This is a genomic window from Streptomyces shenzhenensis, from assembly GCF_003688995.1.
Taxonomy (GTDB): Bacteria; Actinomycetota; Actinomycetes; order Streptomycetales; family Streptomycetaceae; genus Streptomyces; species Streptomyces shenzhenensis_A.
Window position 1 is genome coordinate 24,587 of the sequence record NZ_PENI01000035.1, and the last position, 19,483, is coordinate 44,069.

A 19,483-nucleotide genomic window follows, 5' to 3' on the forward strand; every position below is an offset into this window, starting at 1 on the left:
GGCCGACGCCCGGCCCGGCAGCGCCGCCTCACCGGCCGGCGACCTGTCCCGGGGCCGGCTTCGCCGTGCGGAGGGCAGCCGGCGTCCCGACCGCCTGGTGCGCACGGGCAGCGCTCGCCGCCAGAGCCCCACCCGGCGGGCAAGCCCCCGGCCGGCGATCTGTCCCGGGACCGGCTTCGCCGTGGAAAGGGAGGTCGACGCCCCGGGCACAACGGGCGGCGGCTCGCCCGGGCGGACGGCACCCGGGCCGGCGGTGGCGTGCGCCGGTGCGTGCGGCTTCGAACCGGTGCTCGGCGGCCGGTCCCGCGCGGGTCAGCTGGTCAGGTCAGGACCAGTTCTTCGACTCGTCCAGGCTGCCCTCGCGGGGCTGGGTGAAGGAGAACCAGTTGCCCGAGTCGTCGCGGAACAGCGCCTCCGTGCCGTACGGGCGCTCCTGCGGCTCCTGGAGGAACTCCACACCGGCCTCCCTGAGCCGCTTGTAGTCGCCATGGACGTCGTCCGTGGTCAGCACCCCGGCGCCGAGCACCCCCTTGGCCACGAGCGTGCGCACCATGTCGGCGGACTCGGGGTCCATCGCGGGCGGGCCCGGCACCATCAGGGTCAGCTCGACGCCGGGCTGGCTCGCCGCGCCCACGGTCAGCCAGCGCATGCCGCCCTCGCCCATCGTCATGTCCGTACGGACCTCCAGGCCCAGCTTCTGCGTGTAGAACTCCTTGGCCCGGTCCTGGTCCAGTACCCAGACGGTGGAAATCCTGAGTCCTTTGATCATGGTCTGCTCCTGTCCGCGGCGATCGTCCCTTGCCCGGTCACCGTAGAGTCCGCGTCTTCGGAACGGCTCCATGGCGCGTCGGGGGCCCGCCGGAAGCCGCCGACTCAGAGCATCGCGATTCGGGTCGGCCCAGGCGCGGTCCACGGCGTCCTCGGCCAGCCGCAGCCGGCGCAACGTGCCCATGAGCCGATGGTGACACGCGGCACCGACAACGCCGCGGAACGGCCGGGCGGCCCCCGCGGCGCTCGCCGGGCCGGGACAAGGAGAAGACCCCCCGGGGCGGACACCCGCCGGGGGGCCTTCGGCTCGGAACCGGATCAGACGGCCTCGGCCACCGGCGCCTGCGGCTGGGCGGCGTCGGCCGGGTCCTTCTGCGGTCCGCCCTTGAGCGGAACCTCCTTCACGAACACCGCCGCGATCAGCACGATCACCGCGACCGCCGTGCCCAGCAGGAAGGCGCTGTGTGTGCCCGCGGACACCGCGTGCTGGTACGCCTCGCGCGCCGCCGCCGGCAGCTTGGCCAGGCTCGCCGCGTCCAGTTGGGCGGACTGCTCGGTCAGCTGCCGGCCCGCCGAGCCGGCCCGCTCCGCCATGACGTCCTGGACCCGGTGGTTGAAGAGCGCGCCCATGATGGCGACGCCGAAGGAGGAGCCGAGCGTACGGAACAGGGTGGTCGACGAGGACGCGACGCCCATGTCCTTCATCTGCACGCTGTTCTGCGCGACCAGCATGGTGATCTGCATCAGACAGCCCATGCCGAGGCCCAGGATGGCCATGTACACGCCGGAGGTGAACCGGGAGGTGCCCGTGTCCATCAGCGACAGCAGATACAGGCCCGCGACCATCAGCACACCGCCGGCGATCGGGAAGATCTTGTAGCGGCCGGTGTTCGTGGTGACCCGCCCCGCGACCATCGACGTGACCAGCATCGCGCCGAGCATCGGCAGGAGCAGCAGTCCGGAGTTGGTCGCGGACGCGCCCTGCACCGACTGCTGGTACAGCGGCAGGAACAGCGTGGCGCCGAACATCACGAAGCCGGTGATGAAGCCGATGACCGACATCAGGGTGAAGTTGCGGCTGCGGAAGATGTGCAGCGGCAGCACCGGCTCGGCGGCCTTGGTCTGCCAGATCACGAAGGCGATCAGCGAGACGATGCCGATGGCGCACAGCTCCATGATCCGCGCGGAGGTCCAGGCGTACTCGGTGCCGCCCCAGGTCGTCACCAGCACGATCGCGGTGATGCCGACAGTCAGCAGCGCGGCGCCCAGATAGTCGATGCGCGTCTCGGTCCGCTTCTTCGGCAGATGCAGCACCGCGCTGACCGCGGCCAGCGCGATCACGCCGAGCGGCAGGTTGATGTAGAAGGCCCAGCGCCAGCCCCAGTTGTCGGTGATGGTGCCGCCGACCAGCGGGCCGCCGATCATCGCGAGCGCCATGACCCCGGCCATCATGCCCTGGTACTTGCCGCGCTCACGCGGCGGCACGAGGTCGCCGATGATCGCCATGACGCCGACCATCAGACCACCGGCGCCGAGGCCCTGCACGGCCCGGAAACCGATCAGCTGGCCCATGTCCTGGGCCATGCCGCTCAGCGCGGACCCGATCAGGAAGATCACGATCGAGGCCATGAAGGCGCCCTTGCGCCCGTACATGTCACCGAGCTTGCCCCAGATCGGGGTGGCCGCCGCGGTGGCGAGCGTGTACCCGGTCACCACCCAGGACAGGTGCTGCAGGCCGCCCAGTTCACCGACGATCGTCGGCATCGCCGTGCCCACGATCATGTTGTCGAGCATCGCGAGCATCATCGCGATCATCAGCGCGAGCAGGACCACGCGCACGCTCTTCGGCTGGCTGCCCTGCTCTTCGGATATGTCCTGGCCCGCCGGGGCCTGCTGTGTGTCCGCCATCGTCCGCACTCTCCCTGCGGCGGCCACTTACTTGCCGCCCGGCTAGTTGACTACACTGGGGAAGGTAGACCCGTCACTAGCCGGTCGTCAAGTAAGTTTCCGCAGGAGTGCGAGGAGTACGAAAATGGGCGTCACCATGGACGGGACCAAGCAGCAGCGTCGCGGGAACACCCGCCAGCGCATCCAGGACGTGGCGCTCGAACTCTTCGCGGAGCAGGGATACGAGAAGACCTCCCTGCGCGAGATCGCCGAACGGCTCGACGTCACCAAGGCGGCGCTCTACTACCACTTCAAGACGAAGGAAGAGATCATCGTCAGCCTCTTCGCGGATCTGACGAAGCCGATGGAGGAGCTGATCGACTGGGGCGAGCAGCAGCCGCACACCCTGGCGACCAAGCAGGAGATCGTCAGGCGCTACAGCCAGGCACTCGTCGACGCGGCGCCGCTGTTCCGCTTCATGCAGGAGAACCAGGCGACCGTGCGGGAACTGCGCATCGGCGACTCGTTCAAGGACCGCATGCGCGGCCTGCGGGACATCTTCGTCGACCCGGACGCGGACCTGGTCGACCAGGTCCGCTGCGCGAGCGCCATCTTCACGCTGCACGCCGGGATGTTCCTGCTGCAGGACCTGGAGGGCGACCCCGAGAAGAAGCGCGCGGCCGTTCTCGAGGTCGCCGTGGACCTGGTGACACAGGCACACAAGGGCGGCGCCGGGACCTAGGGTCTTTCGTTTGGATCAGGCCGGATCAGGGAGCGGGGTCTGGTGCCGTGGATCGCAAGGCGGAGGAGGGCGGCAGGGCGGAGCCCTGACAACCGACGACAACGCCGCGAGGCGCGGTGCCAGGGCCCGCGAGCCCGGCATGATCCAAACGAGAGGCCCTAGACCCGCACGCCCTTGGCGCGCAGGAAGGAGACCGGGTCTATCGCGGAGCCGTAGTTCGGGGTCGTACGGATCTCGAAGTGCAGGTGCGGACCGGTGGAGTTGCCGGTGTTGCCGGACCGCGCGATGTGCTGGCCGGTGGCGACGACCTGGCCGACCTTCACGTCGATCCGCGACAGGTGGGCGTACTGGGAGTACGTCCCGTTGCCGTGCTTGATGACAACGGCGTTGCCGTACGCGGGACCGTCGCCCGCGCCGTTGCCTCCGGCCTTCACGACGGTGCCGCCGTGCGCCGCGAGGACCTGGGTACCGCTCGGCACCGCGAAGTCCTGGCCGCTGTGCTTGGCCTTCCACATGCCGCCGGCCTGGTTGAAGCTCGCGGACAGCGTGTACTTCTTGACCGGGTCGATCCACGCCGCCGCGCTCTGGGCGGCGCCCTGGGCGGCGACGGTCTTGGCCGTCACGGCGGTGGCGGGAGCCTGCGCGGTGGCGGCGGCCGCGACCCCGCCCCCCAGTACGGCCGAGACGCCGAGACCGGCGGCAAGGACTGCGGTGCGGTTGCGGACCAGGGACGTACGGGACAGGCGGGACGTGACGCGCTGGGACATCGGAACCTCGTGTATTCGGGGACGGGAAACCCGGCCGGCGCACGGACGCCTCCCGGTCGGGCCATCCCTTGGTAACCCCGGACCTCGCCCGCCTCCAAAACCACCACCTACGAGGCGATATAGCACTTCACCGAAAAACCACCCCATTCAAGACAGAGACCCCACGAACCGGACAACCCTTCTGGCAACGGCAGATCGACCCTCAAACCCCTGGAGCAAATGTCCTAATTTGCCCCGACGGCCGCTCTGACTACCTCGGGTAGTACCGCCTATTTGACCTGTGTGCCAAGTCACCGAACCCCAAGATCCACCCCCCTCAGAATGTGACCGGCACTACGCCCGGCGTCTCGCACCGTCGCCATCAGCTGATGTGCGGGCTGATCTGCGCCCCGTACCGCGAGCGCCGCAGCCATCTGTCCACCGGCCGCGAGGAGTTGTACGCGCGCTGGTGCGGAGGGCCATCTCGACGTCCTGACGAGCCACGCCGACGACCCACAGGGGGAGGACGTCATCCGCATGGCGGTGGCCCACGCCCGCCCCCGCGAACGGGCCGCACTGCTACGGCAGTTGCTTTCCCGGGACAGCCCCCGGCCGACCCTGCTGGCGCTGACGTGCCTGGCGCACGCGACGGCCGTGGATCCGGCGGTACGGGCGGAGGCGGAGCAGCGCGCGGCGGCGCTGACTCCCCCGCGCACGACGCAGGACACGCGGACGCCGGGCTGAACACCCGGACCATCCGGGACTCGCCGCACACCGCTGAAACGCCCGGAGGGGCCGGTGCCTCGAAGGCACCGGCCCCTCCGGGTCGGCAGATCCGCCGGAGGCTTACGCCTCCTTGCTCAGGTTCGGACCGGCGCCGCCGGCCGCCTGCTCGATGGGCGGGGCGTCCGGCAGCGCGGACTTCTCCTCGCCGCGGAAGGTGAAGGTCTTGGTCTCGCCCTCGCCCTCGGTGTCCACGACCACGATGTGACCGGGACGCAGCTCGCCGAAGAGGATCTTCTCGGAGAGCGTGTCCTCGATCTCGCGCTGGATCGTGCGGCGCAGCGGCCGGGCGCCCAGCACCGGGTCGTAGCCCTTCTTGGACAGCAGCTCCTTGGCGGACTGGGACAGCTCGATGCCCATGTCCCGGTCCTTCAGGCGCTCGTCCACCTTGCCGATCATCAGGTCGACGATCCGCAGGATGTCCTCCTGCGTCAGCTGCGGGAAGACGACCACGTCGTCGACGCGGTTGAGGAACTCGGGCCGGAAGTGCTGCTTCAGCTCGTCCGAGACCTTGTTCTTCATGCGCTCGTAGTTGGTCTTCGTGTCACCCGAGGCCGCGAAGCCCAGGTTGAAGCCCTTGGAGATGTCCCGGGTGCCGAGGTTGGTCGTCATGATGATGACCGTGTTCTTGAAGTCCACGACCCGGCCCTGGGAGTCGGTCAGCCGACCGTCCTCCAGGATCTGCAGCAGCGAGTTGAAGATGTCCGGGTGGGCCTTCTCGACCTCGTCGAAGAGGACGACGGAGAACGGCTTGCGGCGGACCTTCTCGGTCAGCTGACCGCCCTCCTCGTACCCCACGTAGCCGGGGGGCGAACCGAAGAGACGCGAGACCGTGTGCTTCTCGCTGAACTCCGACATGTCGAGGGAGATCAGCGCGTCCTCGTCGCCGAAGAGGAACTCCGCCAGTGCCTTGGACAGCTCGGTCTTACCGACACCCGACGGGCCGGCGAAGATGAACGAGCCACCCGGACGCTTCGGGTCCTTCAGACCCGCACGCGTGCGGCGGATCGCCTTCGACAGCGCCTTGACGGCGTCGACCTGGCCGATGACCCGCTTGTGGAGCTCGTCCTCCATGCGGAGCAGGCGGCTGGACTCCTCCTCGGTCAGCTTGAAGACCGGGATGCCGGTGGCCGTGGCGAGGACCTCGGCGATCAGCTCGCCGTCGACCTCGGCGACGACGTCCATGTCGCCGGCCTTCCACTCCTTCTCCCGCTTCGCCTTGGCGGCCAGGAGCTGCTTCTCCTTGTCGCGCAGGGAGGCGGCCTTCTCGAAGTCCTGCGAGTCGATCGCGGACTCCTTGTCCCGGCGGACCGCGGCGATCTTCTCGTCGAACTCGCGCAGGTCCGGCGGGGCCGTCATCCGGCGGATCCGCATCCGGGAACCGGCCTCGTCGATCAGGTCGATCGCCTTGTCCGGCAGGAAGCGGTCCGAGATGTAGCGGTCGGCCAGGGTGGCGGCCTGGACCAGCGCCTCGTCCGTGATGGAGACCCGGTGGTGCGCCTCGTAGCGGTCGCGCAGGCCCTTGAGGATCTCGATCGTGTGCGGCAGGGACGGCTCCGCGACCTGGATGGGCTGGAAGCGGCGCTCCAGGGCCGCGTCCTTCTCCAGGTGCTTGCGGTACTCGTCCAGCGTGGTCGCACCGATGGTCTGCAGCTCACCGCGGGCCAGCATCGGCTTCAGGATCGAAGCGGCGTCGATGGCGCCCTCGGCGGCACCCGCACCGACCAGCGTGTGCAGCTCGTCGATGAACAGGATGATGTCGCCGCGGGTGCGGATCTCCTTGAGCACCTTCTTCAGGCGCTCCTCGAAGTCACCGCGGTAGCGGGAGCCGGCGACCAGGGCGCCGAGGTCCAGCGTGTAGAGGTGCTTGTCCTTGAGCGTCTCGGGCACCTCGCCCTTGACGATGGCCTGGGCGAGACCCTCGACGACGGCGGTCTTGCCGACGCCGGGCTCACCGATCAGGACCGGGTTGTTCTTCGTACGGCGGGACAGCACCTGCATGACCCGCTCGATCTCCTTCTCGCGCCCGATGACCGGGTCGAGCTTGGACTCGCGAGCGGCCTGGGTGAGGTTCCGGCCGAACTGGTCGAGGACCAGGGACGTCGAGGGAGTGCCCTCGGCAGGGCCGCCGGCGGTGGCGGTCTCCTTGCCCTGGTAGCCCGACAGCAGCTGGATGACCTGCTGGCGGACACGGTTGAGATCGGCGCCCAGCTTGACCAGGACCTGGGCGGCGACGCCCTCGCCCTCACGGATCAGGCCGAGCAGGATGTGCTCCGTGCCGATGTAGTTGTGGCCCAGCTGGAGGGCCTCGCGGAGCGACAGCTCCAGGACCTTCTTGGCACGGGGGGTGAAGGGGATGTGCCCGGACGGGGCCTGCTGGCCCTGGCCGATGATCTCCTCCACCTGCTGGCGGACCGCCTCGAGCGAAATCCCGAGGCTCTCAAGGGCCTTGGCGGCGACACCCTCACCCTCATGGATCAGGCCCAGGAGGATGTGCTCGGTGCCGATGTAGTTGTGGTTGAGCATCCGGGCTTCTTCCTGAGCCAGGACGACAACCCGCCGCGCGCGGTCGGTGAACCTCTCGAACATCGTTAATCGCTCCTCAGAGCGGTCAGGCAGTAAGGGGACGCTCCCCTCTCTGTCCTTCCGCAGCTTAGTCCCGCAAGCGGGGACCGCTCATTCCAACTGCCGACACCGTCCGGATCACCTCCGCTCTCGCGGAGACAAGCTGCTGCCTCCTGACCCCGAACGCCGACATCTGCTCCAACCCGATGGTGCGAGACGATGTTCCCGCAGGCCAGACAGTTACCCACACCACGAGTACGCCGATGGCGAACGTGAGACGGCCCGTTCTGCGTGTCGCCCCCTCCCACTAGGGATGTCTTACCCGTACGGACTGACACTCCATGCCGGGCGCCTCGGTTCCCTCCGCTATGGGCGAACAACCTTGCGCCTGCTCGGGCCCCCACGCGCCCCCTTTTCCGGCACTCTGTGCAGTCATCGGAACACCAAGCGTAACTCCCGGCAGGGTTCCGCTGTTGCGCCTGGCATGGTTGGCACCGTCCCCATGATCCCGCTCCCCCGTCGGCCTGTCGCGCCGGACGCACGGGCCCGGGACTGGTACGAAAACGAGCTGGGCTGGGCCACGGTGGCCGGAGAGCCGCTGCGGCTCGTCACGGGTGTGCGCTTCGACGTCCTGGACGTCCCGGCCGAGGCGGGCGCCGCGGCGCTCAGGCATCTGGCACCGGGCTCTCCGGTGGCCCTGCGGGGCGACCGGATGCGGCTTCTGGTGGCCGCGGGCGGCGCGGAGGAGCTGCCGGGGCTGCTGGACTGGCTGGAATGGGGTTCGCTGCCGCTCGATCTGCTGGCTCTGGGCGCCGGCGGCCGACTGGACGCGCCGGCACCTCCCGGGCCCGACGCCGGTGGACCGCGGCCGCTTCCCGCGGGCCGCACCGGTCCCGCGTTCCCCTCGCGCAGGGTCCCCGCGCCACGGTCCACGCGGTCCGCGCGGTCCGTGCGATCCGCGGGTTCTCCTCATTCCGCGCAGGGGGCCGCCCTGTGGTTGCGACCCCCCGAGCCGGGGCGCGAGGTCGAGGCCTCGCTGCCGACACTGTCGGCCGTGGGGGGCGGTGGGGGCGCCCCCGATCTCGTACGGCTGGTGGACACGGTGGCGGCTCACTGCCACCGGATCCGGCTGCGGCGCGCGAGCGCCGGGCCGCCGGCTGTTCAGCCGTTGGCCTTCTCGTAGGCCTCGCGGATGGACGCGGGAACACGGCCACGGTCGTTGACCTCGTAACCGTTCTCCTTCGCCCAGGCGCGGATCTGCGCGGTGTCCTGGCTGCCGCCGGAAGCGACGCGGGCCTTTCCGCGTCCGCCCGAAGCACGGCCACCGGTACGCCGACCGCCCTTCACATAGGGGTCGAGAAGTCCGCGCAGCTTGTCCGCGTTGGAGGTCGTGAGATCGATCTCGTACGTCTTGCCGTCCAGCGCGAACGTCACGGTCTCGTCCGCCTCGCCACCGTCGAGGTCGTCGACAAGAAGGACCTGAACCTTCTGTGCCACCGGATTTCCTTTCATCGATAACTATGAGGGCTCGGGGCCTGCGGCATCCGCCGTTTCGCCGCCCCCCTGTTATATGCAGTACTGCAGTACGTCGGAAAGCAAACCGCTTTTGCCGGAAAAACACAAACCCCCGGGAGAGACTCTGGGGGGCACCTCAGTCCGGAAACATGCGCGTTTCGGACATAGGGCACCTGGGCAGGGTCGGAGGGCTGGAATACCGGGCCAAGCCCGGCGATCACAGATGCAGAAGCATCCGGCTGTTGCCCAAGGTGTTCGGTTTCACTCGTTCGAGACCGAGGAACTCGGCGACACCCTCGTCATAGGAACGCAACAGCTCCGCGTAGACATCGGTGTCAACGGGCGTCTCGCCGATCTCCACGAAGCCGTGCTTCCCGAAGAAGTCCACTTCGAAGGTCAGGCAGAAAACCCGTCGAACACCGAGCCAACGGGCGGTGTGCAGCAACTTCTCCAGCAACTGGTGGCCGACGCCGGCGCCCTTCAGGCCGGGCTTGACCGCGAGAGTGCGGACTTCCGCGAGGTCTTCCCACATGACGTGCAGCGCGCCGCAGCCGACCACCTCGGCGTTGTCGTCGCGTTCGGCGACCCAGAACTCCTGGATGTCCTCGTAAAGCGTGACGGTCGCTTTGTCGAGCAGGATGCGCTCACGGACGTACGCGTCGAGGAGGCGGCGCACGGCCGGGACATCGCCGGTCCGGGCCCGCCGGACGGTGATGGCTTTTGCGGTGACTTCGGGGCGCTCTGCTGACATGAGCGGACGCTATCGCCCGCCGCCGTCCTGCGCGGAGCCGGGGTTCTCGGCGCCGGCATCGGCACCGGTATCGGTTTCCGGGCCCTGGACGATGCGGACGGCGTCTCTGAGTGCCTGGCGCTGTTCGTCGCTCATCATGCCGAAGAAGGCGACCAGGGCCGCCGCCGGGTTGTCACTCTGCGACCATGCGTCGTTCATCAGGGCGGCGGCGTAGGCGGCCCGGGTGGAGACGGCCTCATATCGATAGGCCCGGCCTTCGGCCTCGCGCCGCACCCAGCCCTTCTGATGGAGATTGTCCAATACGGTCATGACCGTGGTGTACGCGATCGACCGTTCCCGCTGAAGGTCTTCCAGGACTTCTCGAACGGTCACCGGGCGGTTCCACTTCCACACCCGCGTCATGACCGCGTCTTCGAGTTCTCCCAATGGGCGAGGCACAACTCAGAACAATAGTGGGAGATCCGGGGTAACGGCGCACCGAACGGGCAGTTCAGCTACAAAGACGGACAAAAACGGCGTACGACTCGGAGGCCCGCACCTGGTGCGGGCCTCCGAGTCGTACGCCGTGGTCCGGGTCCGGCGCCGTGGGCGCCGGACGGCTCAGGCCTCGGAGCGGGCGGAGGCCTGCGGCGCGCCCTCCGTGCGAGCCATGGCGGCGTCGACGGCGGCGTCCTCCTTGGTCTTGGCGGCCCCGCCCTGGGTTTTCACGATCACCCTGACCACACCGATGAAGAACGCGGCCATGACGACGGGGGGCACGAGCGCGGAGACGTAGTCCATGGCCCCAGGGTAGCCACGGCCCCACGCGGCAGGGGGACCGCCCCTCACCCGGCGGCGAGCCGCTGGTGCGGGGGAGCGGGGTCGGCGGGCGGCGTGGGCGGCTTGCGGCGGGGGAAGACCTCGCCGGGGGTCGGGATGGGCCGCGACGGCTTCGCCGGGGCGGGGCTCGGCCGCTGCCCGGGCCGCTCGCCGGGACGCTCCTTGGGCCGCTCCGCGGGCTTCTTGCCCCGCTCCTCGCCCGCACCGCCCGGCAGGGCCACCAGCCGGGCGCCGCGGCGGGAGGCGGGCACGCTCGGCACGCCGGCGACCGGCCCGCTCGTGCAGCGGTGCAGCAGTCCCGCCGCGACGGGATTCCCGCGCAGCGCCCGCAGCGCGGCGAGGTCGTCGTCCGACGGCCGGTATCCGGCGGCCAGCGCCTCCTCCAGGAGCGCGAGATAGCCGACGACGGTGCCGGGCAGGGCAGCGCGGTACCGGGCGAGGTCCGCCACCAGGAAGGCGCGCAACCGCGCCCCCTCGCGCATCGCCTCGTCGAGCGACTCGGCGAGCCGGAGACAGTCCTGGACGTCCTCGGCCGAAGCGGGGCTGGGGTGGAGGGCGAGGGCGAGGGCACGGCGGAGCACACGCAGCTCCTCCGCACCGAACGCCATGCCGCCGCGGGATCCATTGGGCGTGGGCATACACCGACCATACGCACTAATCAGACAAATTTGGCGTAAGGGGGCGTGCGTGGCGCGCGCACACCACCCACCTGGACGTGCGCGCCCCACCCCGGACCGGGTCAGAGACGGGACACGTTCCGCTCGTACACCAGGCGCAGCCCGATCAGCGTCAGCCACGGCTCGTGCTCGTCGATGACCGACGACTCGCCCAGGACCATCGGCGCCAGCCCGCCCGTGGCGATCACCGTCACGTCGTCCGGGTCGTCGGCCAGCTCCCGGGCCATCCGGCTCACCACGCCGTCGACCTGCCCTGCGAACCCGTACACGATCCCCGCCTGCATCGCCTCCACGGTGTTCTTGCCGATGACGCTGCGCGGCCGGACCACCTCGATCTTCCGCAGCTGCGCGCCCTTGACCCCGAGCGCGTCGACGGAGATCTCGATGCCCGGCGCGATGACCCCGCCGATGTACTCCCCGCGCGCGCTGACCGCGTCGAACGTGGTCGCCGTGCCGAAGTCCACGACGATCGCCGGGCCCCCGTACAGCTCGACGGCCGCGACCGCGTTGATGATCCGGTCGGCGCCGACCTCCTTGGGGTTGTCGGTCAGGATCGGCACGCCGGTCTTCACCCCGGGCTCCACCAGCACCGCGGGCACGTCCCCGTAGTACCGCCGCGTCACCTCGCGCAGCTCGTGCAGCACCGACGGCACGGTCGCGCAGATCGCGATGCCGTCGATGCCGTCCCCGAGTTCCTCGCCGAGCATCGGGTGCATCCCCATCAGCCCCTGCAGCAGCACCGCCAGCTCGTCCGCCGTGCGCCGGGCGTCCGTGGAGATGCGCCAGTGCTCGACGATGTCCTCACCGTCGAACAGTCCCAGCACGGTGTGCGTGTTGCCCACGTCGATCGTGAGGAGCATGGCCCTACTCCGCCTCACGCAGGTCCAGGCCGATGTCCAGGATCGGCGACGAGTGGGTCAGGGCACCGACGGCCAGGAAGTCCACGCCGGTGTCCGCGTACGCCCTGGCGTTCTCCAGCGTCAGCCGGCCCGACGCCTCCAGCAGCGCCCGCCCGTGCACGATGGCCACCGCCTCCTCGCACTCCCCTGGCGTGAAGTTGTCCAGCAGGATCAGGTCCGCGCCCGCGTCGACGACCTCGCGCAGCTGGTGCAGGGTGTCGACCTCGACCTCGATCGGCACGTCCGGGAAGGCCTCACGGACCGACTCGAAGGCCTGCGCGACGCCGCCCGCGGCGACCACGTGGTTGTCCTTGACGAGCGCCGCGTCCGACAGCGACATGCGGTGGTTGACCCCGCCGCCGCAGCGCACCGCGTACTTCTCCACGGACCGGAGACCCGGCGTGGTCTTGCGGGTGTCGCGGACCCTGGTCCGGGTGTCCTCGAGGGCGTCCGCCCACGCGCGCGTGGCCGTCGCGATGCCCGACAGGCGGCACAGCAGGTTCAGCGCGCTGCGTTCGGCCGTCAGCAGGTCACGCGTGCGCGTGGTGACCGACAGCAGCCGCTGGCCCGCCGCCACCCGGTCGCCGTCCGCCACGTGCCGCTCGACCTCGAACTCGTCCGTGCAGGCCACCGAGAGCACCGCCTCGGCGACCCGCAGGCCCGCCACCACGCCCGCCTCGCGCGAGGTGAAGTCGCCGGTGGCCACGGCCTCCTCGGGGATGGTCGCGACGGTCGTCACGTCCACACCGCCCGCGAGGTCCTCCTGGACGGCGACGTTCGCGATGTCCTCGATCTCGACGGGGTCGAGCCCGGCGTCGGCCAGGAGCTGGGCGAGGGCGGGGTCGAGCCCGCACTCCAGGTATGCCTCGTCGCCCTCGGCACCGCAGGCGCAGCCGTCGCCGCAGCCACCGGACGAGGCGAGGGGAAGGTCGTGGGTGCTCACTTCTGTCACTGCTCCTGGGGACGGTGCTGCCGGGTCGGGGGGAAGTCTGCGGTGTCCGTGGTGCGCACGGCCAGCGTGCGGTCCGGATTCAGCCGTACGACGATGTGGCGCCGCCAGGTGGCGTCGTCGCGGTCGGGCCGGTCCTCGCGCCAGTGGCAGCCGCGGGTCTCCTCGCGCACGCGGGCGGCGGCGACCAGGACACGGGCCACGCTCAGGAGGTTGGTGGCCTCCCAGGTGTCGACGCCGGGCTCGGCGGTCTTGCCGTTCTCGCCGAGGGTGTCGCGGGCCTCCGTGTCCAGCCGCCGGAGCTGGTCGGCGGCCTTGGCGAGGGACTCGTCCGAGCGCAGCACGCCCGCGCCGTCGGTCATGATCCGCTGGATCGCGAACCGGGCCTCGGGGCCGAGCAGCGGGTGCGCGGGCCGGCCCGGGCGTCCGACCGGCGCCGGCTCACGCGCGGGCAGGCCGTGCTCCGCCCGGCTCGCGGCGATGTCGGCGGCGATCCGCTCGGCGTAGACCAGGCCCTCCAGGAGGGAGTTGGAGGCCAGCCGGTTGGCGCCGTGCACGCCGGTGCAGGCGACCTCGCCGCACGCGTACAGCCCGGGGACCGTCGTGCGGCCCCGGGAGTCGGTGCGGACGCCGCCGGAGGCGTAGTGGGCGGCCGGGGCGACCGGGATGGGCTCCGTGACCGGGTCGATGCCATGGGCACGGCAGGCGGCCAGGATCGTCGGGAAACGGTGCTCCCACATGGCGGCGCCGAAGTGCCGGGCGTCGAGGAACATGTGCCCGGCGTCCTGCTCCTGCATCCGGCGCATGATGGCCTTGGCGACGATGTCCCGGGGGGCCAGCTCGGCCAGTTCGTGCTGCCCGAGCATGAAGCGCACACCGTCGCCGTCGACCAGGTGGGCGCCCTCGCCGCGCACCGCCTCGGAGACCAGCGGCTGCTGGCCCTCCGCGTCCGCGCCGAGGAACAGCACGGTCGGGTGGAACTGCACGAACTCCAGGTCGGAGACCTCGGCGCCGGCGCGCAGGGCGAGCGCGACACCGTCGCCCGTCGACACCGACGGGTTGGTGGTCGCCGAGAACACCTGGCCCATGCCGCCGGTCGCCAGCACCACGGCGGGGGCGTGCACGGCGCCCACGCCGTCGTGCTGGCCCTCGCCCATGACGTGCAGGGTCACGCCGGCCGTCCGGCCGTCCGCGTCGGTGAGCAGGTCGAGCACGAGCGCGTTCTCGACGGTGCGCAGTCCGCGCGCGTGTACGGCCTCCACGAGCGCCCGGGAGACCTCCGCGCCGGTGGCGTCGCCGCCGGCGTGCGCGATGCGGCGGCGGTGGTGGCCGCCCTCCCGGGTGAGCTGGATGTCGCCCTCGTCGTCGGTGTCGAAGTGGGCGCCGGTGGAGATCAGCCGCCGTACCGCGTCGGGGCCCTCGGTGACGAGGATCCGTACGGCCTCCTCGTCGCACAGGCCGGCGCCCGCGACCAGGGTGTCGTCCAGGTGCTGCGCGGGGCTGTCGCCCTCGCCGAGGGCCGCGGCGATGCCGCCCTGCGCCCAGCGGGTGGAGCCGTCGTCGAGACGGGCCTTGGTGACGACGACCGTGCGCAGCCCGGCGGCCTCGCAGCGCAGGGCCGCGGTGAGCCCGGCCACACCGGAGCCGACGACCACCACGTCCGCGGCGATGGACCACCCGGGAGCGGGCGCGTGCAGTCGTATGCCTGTGCTGGTCACGAGGCGGCTCCGAGGGTTCCGAAGGTGAGGGGGACGTTGTCGATCAGCCGGGTCGTCCCGACCCGGGCGGCCACGGCGAGGACGGCCTCGCCGGTGAAGTCGTCGTCGATCTCGGTGAAGTCGGCCGGGTCGACGAGGACCACGTAGTCCAGCTCCAGCGGCGGGTCGTGGCGCGCCGCCTCGTCCAGGACGGTGCGGGCGGCGGCGCGGACGGCCGCCGCGGCTCCCGGCACGGCCTTGGCGACCGCGTGCGCGTCGGCGGCCGCCCTGGACTCGCCTATCGCGCTGAGCGCCTCGGCACGCGCACGCGTGGAGGGCACTTCGAGGGCACGCGCGCGCAGCGCCTCCTGCGCGGCGTGCCGGTCGTGGCCCGCGAACAGGGCCCGGGACAGGGCGAGCGCGGTGCGCCGCTCGTCGGGCGAGAGGTAGCGGTTGCGGCTGGACAGGGCCAGGCCGTCGGGCTCGCGCACGGTCGGCACGGCGACGATGTCGACGCCGAAGTTCAGATCCCGCACCATGCGCCGGACCAGCGCCAGCTGCTGGGCGTCCTTCTGTCCGAACAGGGCCAGGTCGGGGCGGGTGAGGTGGAGCAGTTTGGCGACGACCGTGAGCACACCGTCGAAGTGCCCGGGCCGCACGGCACCTTCCAGGCGCTCGCCCATGGGGCCCGCGGAGATGCGCACCTGGGGCCGGCCGCCGGGGTAGACCTCGTCCACAGACGGCGCGAACACCGCGTCGGCGCCGGACTGTTCGGCGATCTTCAGATCGGCTTCGAGGGTGCGCGGATAGCGGTCGAGGTCCTCGCCCGCGCCGAACTGGAGCGGGTTGACAAAGACGGTGACGATCACGAAACCGGCGTCGCCGACGCGCTCGCGTGCGGCCCGGATCAGGGTGGCGTGGCCCTCGTGCAGGGCGCCCATGGTCATCACGACGGCGGTGCCTCCCGGCACCGCGAACCGGTCGCGCAGGGCCGTCAGGTCCGCGGCCGTGGGGGCGAGTGCGCAGCGACGGCGGCTCATCGGTCCTCCCCGCTCCCGGTCGCGTCCCTGCCCGTGGCGAGAACGCCGAGCAGGTCCTCGGCGAGCTCCGGCTTCAGCAGTCCGTGCGCCAGCGCCCGGTCGGCGGTCGCGCGGGCCATCGCCAGATAGCCGTCGAGGCTCTGCGGGGCGTGCCTGCGCAACTCGGCGACGTGCGCCGCGACGGTGCCCGCGTCCCCGCGCGCGACGGGCCCGGTCAGCGCCGCGTCACCGGAGCGCAGGGCGTTGTCCAGGGCGGCGCCGAGGAGCGGGCCGAGCATCCGGTCGGGCGCCTCGACGCCGGCCGCGCGCAGCAGCTCCATGGACTGCGCGACCAGGGTCACCAGATGGTTGGCACCGAGGGCGAGGGCCGCGTGGTAGAGCGGGCGGTTCTCCTCGGCGACCCATTCGGGCTCGCCGCCCATCTCGATGACGAGCGCCTCGGCGGCGAGCCGCAGTTCGTCGGGGGCGGTGACGCCGAAGGAGCAGCCGGCCAGCCGCTGGACGTCCACGGGGGTGCCGGTGAAGGTCATCACGGGGTGCAGCGCGAGCGGCAGCGCGCCCGCGCGCAGCGCCGGGTCCAGGACCCGCGCGCCGTACCGCCCGGAGGTGTGCACGAGCAGCTGCCCCGGCCGTACGGCGCCGGTCTCGGCGAGCCCCGCCACGAGGCCCGGCAGGGTGTCGTCCGGGACGGTGAGCAGGACCAGGTCGGCCCGCTGCAGGACCTCGGCGGGCGGCACGACCGGCACGTCCGGCAGCAGCAGTTCGGCGCGCCTCATGGAGGCGTCGGAGACCGCGGAGACGGCCACCGGCCGGTGCCCGGCGAGTCGGAGGGACGCAGCCAGGGCCGGGCCCACCCGGCCGGCGCCGACGACGCCCACGGTGAGCCGCGCAGGGCGGTCCTTGAGGTCTGGCTGTAGGTCTGTACTCACGCGACGGTGGCCTTCCCGTTCCAGTCCGCTCTGGGTACCGGACGATTTCTCGTCATGTTAACGCGATCGGGTGGAGGGCCGATCGGCTGTCCACAGGCTGTGGGTTTCTCCGCGCCCGCCGCCGGCGCCGCCCGCGCACGCGCCCGGTGCCGGCCCCCGGAAATGGAGCTGCCCCGCGGAGCACGGCACGGCATGATCCCGTGCATGAGCGACAAGGCTGAGCGAGGCGAAGAGCCGTCGGAGCGGGAGCGGCTGCCGGAGCGGCGGGCGGCGGCGCACCGGGAGGCGCGGCACGTGCTGGCCCGCCCCGGCATGCGGGCCTCGATCCGCGAACGGCTGGAGCTGCTGCGGGAGGCCGGACCCCAGGTGTACGACCTGGACGAACCGGCGGACATGTACGGCGACCGGATCGTGGCGGCCCTGGAGGACCGGGTCGCCGCGCTGCTGGGCACGGAGGCCGCCGCGTTCTTCCCGACGGGCACGATGGCCCAGCAGGTGGCCCTGCGCTGCTGGGCGGCCCGCACCGGCAACCCGTCGGTCGCACTGCATCCGCTGTCGCACCCCGAGGTGCACGAACGGCATGCGCTCAGCCAGGTCAGCGGCCTGCGCCCGGTCCATGTGACCACCGCGACCCGGCTCCCCACGGCCGAGGAGATACGCGCCCTGGCGGAGCCCTTCGGCACGCTGATGCTGGAACTGCCCCTGAGGGACGCCGGTTTCGTGCTGCCCGCCTGGGACGAGCTGACCGAGGTCGTGGCGGCCGCCCGGGAACGGGACGCCGTGGTGCACTTCGACGGGGCCAGGCTGTGGGAGTCGACCGTGCACTTCGACCGCTCCCTGGACGAGATCGCCGGCCTGGCCGACAGCGTCTACGTGTCGTTCTACAAGTCCCTCGACGGCCTCAGCGGCGCCGCGCTCGCCGGCAGCACGACGCTGGTGGAGGACGCCAAGGTGTGGCGGCACCGGTACGGCGGCACGCTGTTCCAGCAGTTCCCGGCCGCGCTGTCGGCGCTCGTCGGACTGGAGCGCGAGCTGCCCCGGCTGCCGGAGTACGTGCGGCACGCGCGCGTGGTGGCCGGCGCGCTGCGCGAGGGGTTCGCCGCGAACGGGCTGCCGTGGGCGAGCGTGCACCCCGAGGAGCCGCACACCCACCAGTTCCAGGTCTGGCTGCCGTACGAGCCGGACGTGGCCGCGGAGGCGGCGGTACGGCAGGCCGAGGAGACCTCCGTGGCCCTCTTCGCGGGCCGCTGGCAGTCCGGCGGCCCCGGGCTCGCCATGACGGAGGTCACCGTCGGGGCGGCCGGCCTGGAGTGGACCGCGCAGGACGTACGGGAGGCCGTCGCGGAGTTCACCGCCCGGCTCCCGGAGAAGTCCTAGCCGTCACCGGCCGCGCCCGCCGTCCCGGGTGGCCCGCGCCGACCGCGCGGAAGCGCCGCAGGTCGCGCAGCTCGCGTATGAGACGTACGTCACCCGTACCGGGCGCGGGCGGGCTCCGCGGCGGCCCCCGGCGGGGCCGGGTTGCGCCGATTGCGCCGGGACGTCCCGTCGTTTGACGGCCGCCGTCAAACGAGACGGCCGTTGTCGGTGGCGGCATGCACCATGGGGGCATGAGTGTGCGCATCGACATCGCGGGGCTGCGGCCGGAGCGGGTCGTCGTCGTGCCCTCGCCCCTGGCCGAGCTGGGCATGGCGCTGCACGCGCTGTCGGAGCCGGGACACCATCCGGGCCTGCGCGGCTGGACGGCCGATGTGACCGCCCGGCTTGACGCGCACCTCGCCGACCGGATGTGCGAGGCGGACTTCCTGTGGCGGACGACGTTCTCGGACCTGTTCATGCCGTTCGCGGGCCTCCCCGGCGCGGTACCGGGCGCCACCCTCGCCGCGGACCTGGACCTGCTGGACAAGCTGGCGGACGAGGACTTCGTGGACGCGGCCCTGGAGTTCACGTGCATGCTCACGTACGACACCCAGGCCCCGGACATCCTGTCGGACGACGTCGTGCGCCGCCGCGCGCTGGAGGCCGCCGCCTCGCGCGGACCGCGGCAGGTGCGGTTCACCCAGCGGCTGCTGGACGACCCGCCGAGCGTCCGGGCCTGGCTGCGGCGGTTCCTGGAGGACTGCGACGAGGCCTTCTTCGCCGAGACCTGGGACCGGATGCGCCACCAGCTGACGGCGGACGCCCGGCACAAGGGCGAACTGCTGCGGCACAAGGGGCTGGCCGAGGCGCTGGCCGCCGTCTCCCCGGCCGTCACGCTGGACGAGTCCGCCGCGCGGATCACCGTGGACAAGCTCACCGAGGGCCGCACGGTCACCGCGGGCGGCCTGCTCCTGATACCGACGAACCTGGGCCGGCCGCATCTGAGCGTGCTGCACCGCTACGGATGGCAGCCCGCGCTGCACTACCCGGTCGCCTCCCCCGAGCCGGCCTCGCCCCCGTCGGTGGAGCAGCTCACGCTGCGGATGACCGCGCTGTCCCACCCGGTCCGCATGCGGATCTGCCGCCATCTGGCGCGCAGCACGTACACCACGAGCGAGCTGGCCCAGGTGCACGGCCTGACCGCGCCCGAGGTGTCCCGGCACCTCGGCGTGCTGAAGAAGGCGGGCCTGGTCACCACCCGCCGCCGTGGCCGCTATGTGCTGCACCAGCTGGACGTGGCGGTCGTCGCCCGGCTGGGCGGCGACCTCCTGGAGGGGCTGCTGCGCTAGCCGGGGCGGGC

At 71.6% G+C, this 19,483-nt stretch carries 18 protein-coding genes and 1 pseudogene; 5 read left to right on the forward strand and 14 right to left on the reverse strand.

The genetic code is table 11. From position 1 onward, the window contains the following. Positions 1-325: 325 nt before the first annotated feature. On the reverse strand, positions 326-769 hold the full coding sequence (locus tag CTZ28_RS37180; protein ID WP_121894163.1) for a VOC family protein: 444 nt from the start codon (positions 767-769) through the stop codon (positions 326-328). 317 nt (positions 770-1,086) lie between these two features. Further along, positions 1,087-2,676: an MDR family MFS transporter gene (locus tag CTZ28_RS37185; RefSeq protein ID WP_183154784.1), complete on the reverse strand. Its 1,590-nt coding sequence runs from the start codon at positions 2,674-2,676 to the stop codon at positions 1,087-1,089. 124 nt (positions 2,677-2,800) lie between these two features. On the opposite strand from CTZ28_RS37185, the gene CTZ28_RS37190 reads away from it, so the two are divergent. Further along, complete coding sequence (locus CTZ28_RS37190; RefSeq protein WP_121894164.1) at positions 2,801-3,397, forward strand: TetR/AcrR family transcriptional regulator; 597 nt, start codon at positions 2,801-2,803, stop codon at positions 3,395-3,397. 158 nt (positions 3,398-3,555) lie between these two features. On the opposite strand, the gene CTZ28_RS37195 is transcribed toward CTZ28_RS37190, so the two are convergent. Beyond that, the gene (locus tag CTZ28_RS37195) at positions 3,556-4,164 is read right to left on the reverse strand and encodes a M23 family metallopeptidase (RefSeq protein ID WP_121894165.1); all 609 of its coding nucleotides are present in this window, start codon (positions 4,162-4,164) and stop codon (positions 3,556-3,558) included. 453 nt (positions 4,165-4,617) lie between these two features. Between CTZ28_RS37195 and CTZ28_RS37200 the strand changes: the two are divergent. Continuing rightward, positions 4,618-4,875 (forward strand): annotated as a pseudogene (locus CTZ28_RS37200) (hypothetical protein); the annotation flags it as partial. Positions 4,876-4,989: 114 nt separating this feature from the next. On the opposite strand, the gene CTZ28_RS37205 reads toward CTZ28_RS37200, so the two are convergent. Further along, the gene (locus CTZ28_RS37205) at positions 4,990-7,515 is read right to left on the reverse strand and encodes an ATP-dependent Clp protease ATP-binding subunit (protein ID WP_121894166.1); all 2,526 of its coding nucleotides are present in this window, start codon (positions 7,513-7,515) and stop codon (positions 4,990-4,992) included. Between the two features lie 478 nt (positions 7,516-7,993). On the opposite strand from CTZ28_RS37205, the gene CTZ28_RS37215 reads away from it, so the two are divergent. Further along, positions 7,994-8,674: an SCO3374 family protein gene (locus CTZ28_RS37215; RefSeq protein WP_259471992.1), complete on the forward strand. Its 681-nt coding sequence runs from the start codon at positions 7,994-7,996 to the stop codon at positions 8,672-8,674. Here CTZ28_RS37215 and CTZ28_RS37220 read toward each other — a convergent pair. The 10 genes from CTZ28_RS37220 to CTZ28_RS37265 form a co-directional block, all read right to left on the reverse strand. After that, positions 8,653-8,988, reverse strand: coding sequence for a histone-like nucleoid-structuring protein Lsr2 (locus tag CTZ28_RS37220; protein ID WP_121894169.1), 336 nt, complete (start codon positions 8,986-8,988; stop codon positions 8,653-8,655). The genes CTZ28_RS37215 and CTZ28_RS37220 overlap by 22 nt on opposite strands. A gap of 235 nt (positions 8,989-9,223) precedes the next feature. Beyond that, the gene (locus CTZ28_RS37225) at positions 9,224-9,757 is read right to left on the reverse strand and encodes an amino-acid N-acetyltransferase (RefSeq protein ID WP_121894170.1); all 534 of its coding nucleotides are present in this window, start codon (positions 9,755-9,757) and stop codon (positions 9,224-9,226) included. Positions 9,758-9,766: 9 nt separating this feature from the next. Then, the gene (locus CTZ28_RS37230) at positions 9,767-10,159 is read right to left on the reverse strand and encodes a BlaI/MecI/CopY family transcriptional regulator (RefSeq protein ID WP_121894171.1); all 393 of its coding nucleotides are present in this window, start codon (positions 10,157-10,159) and stop codon (positions 9,767-9,769) included. Positions 10,160-10,357: 198 nt separating this feature from the next. Next, a complete protein-coding gene (locus CTZ28_RS37235) occupies positions 10,358-10,537 on the reverse strand; it encodes a hypothetical protein (protein WP_121894172.1) in 180 nt (59 codons plus the stop codon). Between the two features lie 44 nt (positions 10,538-10,581). Then, positions 10,582-11,214: a hypothetical protein gene (locus tag CTZ28_RS37240; protein ID WP_121894173.1), complete on the reverse strand. Its 633-nt coding sequence runs from the start codon at positions 11,212-11,214 to the stop codon at positions 10,582-10,584. Between the two features lie 101 nt (positions 11,215-11,315). Next, a complete protein-coding gene (locus CTZ28_RS37245; RefSeq protein ID WP_121894174.1) occupies positions 11,316-12,113 on the reverse strand; it encodes a type III pantothenate kinase in 798 nt (265 codons plus the stop codon). Between the two features lie 4 nt (positions 12,114-12,117). Continuing rightward, positions 12,118-13,095, reverse strand: a complete 978-nt coding sequence (nadC, locus tag CTZ28_RS37250) for a carboxylating nicotinate-nucleotide diphosphorylase (RefSeq protein WP_121894175.1) — start codon at positions 13,093-13,095, stop codon at positions 12,118-12,120. Between the two features lie 5 nt (positions 13,096-13,100). Then, on the reverse strand, positions 13,101-14,819 hold the full coding sequence (locus tag CTZ28_RS37255; protein WP_121894176.1) for an L-aspartate oxidase: 1,719 nt from the start codon (positions 14,817-14,819) through the stop codon (positions 13,101-13,103). Further along, positions 14,816-15,838 (reverse strand): pantoate--beta-alanine ligase, encoded by a 1,023-nt coding sequence (panC, locus tag CTZ28_RS37260; RefSeq protein ID WP_121894177.1) that lies wholly within the window; start codon positions 15,836-15,838, stop codon positions 14,816-14,818. Before panC ends, CTZ28_RS37255 begins: the two co-directional genes overlap by 4 nt. Then, entirely contained in the window at positions 15,835-16,767 is a 933-nt protein-coding gene (locus tag CTZ28_RS37265; protein WP_121894178.1) for a Rossmann-like and DUF2520 domain-containing protein, read from the reverse strand. The genes panC and CTZ28_RS37265 overlap by 4 nt, the downstream gene beginning before the upstream one ends. 204 nt (positions 16,768-16,971) lie before the next feature. Between CTZ28_RS37265 and CTZ28_RS37270 the strand changes: the two genes are divergently transcribed. Continuing rightward, positions 16,972-18,144 carry a threonine aldolase family protein gene (locus CTZ28_RS37270; protein WP_121894238.1) on the forward strand — a complete coding sequence of 391 codons (1,173 nt, stop codon included), beginning with the start codon at positions 16,972-16,974 and terminating at the stop codon, positions 18,142-18,144. 230 nt (positions 18,145-18,374) lie between these two features. Next, a complete protein-coding gene (locus CTZ28_RS37280; RefSeq protein WP_121894240.1) occupies positions 18,375-19,472 on the forward strand; it encodes a DUF5937 family protein in 1,098 nt (365 codons plus the stop codon). Positions 19,473-19,483 lie beyond the last annotated feature (11 nt).